The organism is Methylobacterium sp. AC433 (assembly GCF_979253015.1).
This window is the reverse complement of sequence record NZ_CEEDBN010000102.1, coordinates 1-242: the sequence shown is the minus strand read 5'-3', so window position 1 is coordinate 242 and position 242 is coordinate 1. Positions and strand designations below refer to the sequence as shown.

The window sequence follows — 242 nt, the reverse complement described above, 5'->3', positions numbered from 1 at the left end:
GCCCTCGATTGGCTCAAGCGATGACAGACCCTAGAGGCTGGTATGATCCGGCCGCGAGTTGAGCGGTCGGTTTGAGGATGAGGCAGACAAAGGCGACGATGTGGAGGTCTGCCAGCGTGCTGGGATAGCGGTCGTAATCTGTGACGAGACGACGGAAGCGGGTCGCTCAGGCGTAGGAGCGCTCGACCACCCACTGACGCGGCAGCAGGAGGAAGCCGCGCTAGAGCAGGCACCGACCGGCT

1 pseudogene is annotated in these 242 nt (G+C 63.6%); it reads right to left on the bottom strand.

Annotation, left to right across the window (positions count from 1 at the left end):
- Positions 1–13: 13 nt before the first annotated feature.
- Positions 14–220, bottom strand: a pseudogene (locus tag AC0IWM_RS23885) (hypothetical protein); the annotation flags it as partial.
- Positions 221–242: the final 22 nt, after the last annotated feature.